Origin of the sequence: Limnospira sp. PMC 1279.21 (genome assembly GCF_032349615.1) — a bacterium.
Taxonomy (GTDB): Bacteria; Cyanobacteriota; Cyanobacteriia; order Cyanobacteriales; family Microcoleaceae; genus Limnospira; species Limnospira fusiformis.
Map to the genome: position 1 here is coordinate 1 of NZ_JARPLU010000279.1, position 3,897 is coordinate 3,897.

Consider the following 3,897-nt stretch of genomic DNA (forward strand, 5'->3'; position numbering starts at 1 on the left):
TAAGTGGTCTCGGTGAGCCAAGAATCCCCGTCTCTTCAGAGCGGGGAGTGTCAAAACTCGGTAATTTCACAGTTGCCCCAAAATTTATATAAGATTTCTCAGGTGTACTATGAACCTCAGCCCTAGACTTCGGGGATGGCAACTAGGGGCGATCGCTTTTTTATTAATAGGCGCAACTCTAGTTTTTTATGGCTATGAACTAGGATCAGCTAATCTCCGTAATCAACTACCAGCCATAGCTTTTCTGGTAGATACTCATCTTTACCCTCGCGATTTTTATGTACAGGAAATGGTGGAATTTAACCCCCGTTTTTTTTATTACCATTTAATAGCTTTCCCGGCTAAGTTAGGATTGAGTATTGCCGGAATTATCTGGGTTTATTATATCATAGCATTTACCAGTTTTATGCTGGCTTTATATGCGATCGGAAAAATTTTCCTATCCGACTCTATATCCCCAAGTATTCTGGTATTTTTAGGCTTAACCGCCGCCAATGGAACTATTGGTTTTACCAATTTATTTCGCCAAGAACCCATCCCCGCCGTCTTAGCTATGGGTTTAGCCATTTGGGGGATTTACTATAGTTTTCGCAGTCGTTGGATTATCGGATATAGCCTATTTGGTTTAGCCATTTTACTGCAATTTTTAATAGGTTTTATTCCTGGAATATTATTTATTCCGATTATGGCTATAAAAAAAATTAATGATAATAAATCCAGTAAATCGATAATCATCGGATTAATAATTTGGCTAATTTTTGCCGCCTGTGTATATGTTCCTATGAAGTTATTATCAGAAACTGACAGCCAGATAATTACCCCGGAAAAATTCATTCATTTATACGCTTATATTCGCCATCCCCATCATCTAATTTATTCCCAGTTTGGTTTAAGGGGTTGGTTAAATTTTATCGGTTTCGTGATTTCTGGGTTAATTATGATGCGGACTTCATCCATATTAAAAGCCGAGCAAAAAACCAATTTACAAATCCTCTTAATTTTCGGTTTAGCATTATTATCTATGGGTTATATTTTTGTAGAAGTGATTCCCGTGGCGACCTTCGCTAAACTACAATTAGCGCGCACCAGTCCTTTTATACAACTACTAGGATTAATAGCGATCGCTCTTTGGGTGAAACAAGCATATCGAACCGGAAATATCCCCCTAGGCTGTTTATTAATTAGCATATCTGTAATTAAAAATAGTGGGATTGTCTTATTAATTGTAGCCATCACCCTAGGAATATCATTAAATTATAGTTCACAACTCAAAAAAACCTGGATAATTGCTGTATTAACAGGATTAATTTTAGGAATATCAATTATGCTATGTTCCTATTTTGGGGTGATCATAGCCCTGATGTATTTAGGTTTTTTAATTAGACAAAATCACCCAGCTATTAAATCTCCATGGATTAACTATAGTTCAGTATTTTTGCTCATCTTAACCCTAGTGTTAAATTATCACTATCACCTATTTTTAGGATTCACCCTAGCTTCCCCAATTATTACCTGTAAAACTAGACTGCCAAAACCACTAAAATTGTCGATATTATCACTATTAATAATTACCGGAATATGGTCGATACCACATCGGCTAAAAATCACCGCCACACCCCACCAACCAGTCGAAATTTTAGCCCAGCGTTTTCAACAGCAAAGTTCCCCAAATGCCCTAGTTTTAGTTCCCCCTTCCGATGACAAATTCCGTTTCTACTCTCAACGTTCGGTCCTCTGGTCTTTTAAAAGTTTTCCGTTTACAGATAGGGGTATAATAGAATGGGAAAAACGGATGCAAAGCATCACAGGAATCGTCCATCAATCACCCAGCGTTTTAGATGAACAATATCGCCAAAAATCAGCATCAGAATTGATAGCAGTAGCCCGAAGTTTTGACGCTGATTATATTCTGACCCGCCGAGACTGGCATCCTCAGCTAGAAGGAAAAATGATAGACCAAGCCGAAAACTGGGTAATTTGGCAAATACCTAGGTAGCGTAATATTGATAATACATAAACTCCGGTTTTAAGATATCATACATTTGATAACTATTTTGCCCAAATATTTATGAGTAATACTTCTGGTGTCATCCCCCCTTAAAAAAAGGCGATCGCATCTCCCCAAAGTGGATAATTGCCACCGTCCTATTTTTTCTAACCATTCTAACTAGACTCCCATTTCATACCCAATTCCCCCAGGGAGACGAGGGGCATTTTGCCATGGCAGTGTTAGAGTTTGATGTTAGCAAAACACAGCCGCAAATGCCAGGAATGTTTATCATTTTTATCTGGATGGCGCGATTTTTTCACCTATTTTTAGATGACCCTACCTTGAGTCTGGTAGCCGTTAATATCGTCGCCTCTGGGGTGACAGTAGCCGCCCTTTATCTATTAGCAAAAAGCTGGTATAATCATCAAGTAGGTTTATCTGTAGCCCTCCTAACTCTCACCAGTCCCCTGTTTTGGTATCACAGTGTAACTGCCTTTTCCCATACCCTATAATTTAGCTGGGTGGTGCTAATTATTGCCGCCGCTTATTTAACCAGTTTCGCAAATAGACCCGCCCTATTTACCCTAACTATATTGATGGGATTAGCCGGAGGTATTCGCCCTAGTACCCCATTTTTTATGTTGCCCCTAGCCCTGACTTCCCTATTTTTAGGATGGCGTTTTGGGTCTCCCAATTCGGGATATAGGTTCAAATTAACCGATGTATTTATAGCTGTAAGTTTGGGATTGGCAGCCGTGGCTGTTGGGTTTATTCCCTTAATTGCAAGTAGCGGCGGCTGGGATAATTATTGGCAATTAGTACAGGAATGGCTCCCCCTACATACAGAACGCAGAGACGCTGATTCTTTGGTGAAAATCTTTGACAATTTAATGGTTTTTATGAAAGAATATTTCCGCCTAATAGGTGTAGCCATTATTCCGATGTTGTGGATTTTGGTATGCGATCGCCAAGCTATTGCACACCTAATTCGGCGCGATCGACGCATTCAAACCCTGTCTTTATCTTGTGTTCCCGGAATGCTTTATTTTCTATTTGTACATCTGCGCCGCAAGTCTCAAACTTTTACAATTATGCCAGGAATTATGATGATGGCAGGTCTAACAATTGTATGGTTAGGAGACCGTTGGGAAAAACAAAAACCCGATTTGTTTATAACTATATCCGCCACTATACCCAAGCCTTTTCAGAAATCTGTCGTCTTCTCAGGTTGGGGGATAGTAACAGCGGCGATCGTCTGTGTAAATGGTTTATTTTTCCTCTTCGGTTCAGCGGGAATGCCTACCGCCCAGGATGTACGGGTGTTTAACCGCGATATAGGCGAGAGGATCGAGTTTGTGCGCGATCGCTTTTCCCCCGAAACCACCGTGGTTTTGACTCGCCATTACTATTATCGCCTGGTAGACCTATATTTATCTGACTACCAACAACAGGGTTTATCTCGCGATTTGGGACCAGAGGCGATCGTTCTCCCCCCCATGTAGAGACCTTGGTTTTGTTGGATAACCGCATTTTCCCAGACCCTACACAAACACCCGGTTTCCAAGCTCTGGAAATGCCTAGCGGAAACCCAATCCGCTATATAACCTGGTCTGAGGACTCCCAGTTACAACTGGGCGACCAGGGCGCTATACTCATCTATAAATCTAATTTCTAATTCACAGAAAAGCCGATAGATCGGCGCGGGTGGGTTGCCCAAATTAACTCAAGGGGCTCTACCCGTCTTTTCGCATCATCACCTTACCCTTGTAGCCTTGTAGGTTCGGTTTTCTTAATATTCCAGCTTACCTCGTATCTTGAGAAAGTAACACGAAACCCCCTCAAAAGAAAACTGCTATACTAGAAAACAGCTTCAGAGATTAGCCCGACTCATCTAGTCGGAGAAAATA

3 protein-coding genes are annotated in these 3,897 nt (G+C 40.9%); all 3 read left to right on the forward strand.

What is annotated here, in order from left to right; translation table 11 throughout:
- Positions 1-109: 109 nt before the first annotated feature.
- The 3 genes from P5683_RS23415 (at position 110) to P5683_RS23425 (ending at position 3,492) form a co-directional block, all read left to right on the forward strand.
- On the forward strand, positions 110-1,996 hold the full coding sequence (locus P5683_RS23415) for a DUF6798 domain-containing protein (protein WP_006626116.1): 1,887 nt from the start codon (positions 110-112) through the stop codon (positions 1,994-1,996).
- 224 nt (positions 1,997-2,220) lie between these two features.
- Positions 2,221-2,502 carry a glycosyltransferase family 39 protein gene (locus P5683_RS23420; RefSeq protein ID WP_006626115.1) on the forward strand — a complete coding sequence of 94 codons (282 nt, stop codon included), beginning with the start codon at positions 2,221-2,223 and terminating at the stop codon, positions 2,500-2,502.
- Between the two features lie 9 nt (positions 2,503-2,511).
- Positions 2,512-3,492, forward strand: coding sequence for a hypothetical protein (locus tag P5683_RS23425; protein ID WP_048895042.1), 981 nt, complete (start codon positions 2,512-2,514; stop codon positions 3,490-3,492).
- Positions 3,493-3,897: the final 405 nt, after the last annotated feature.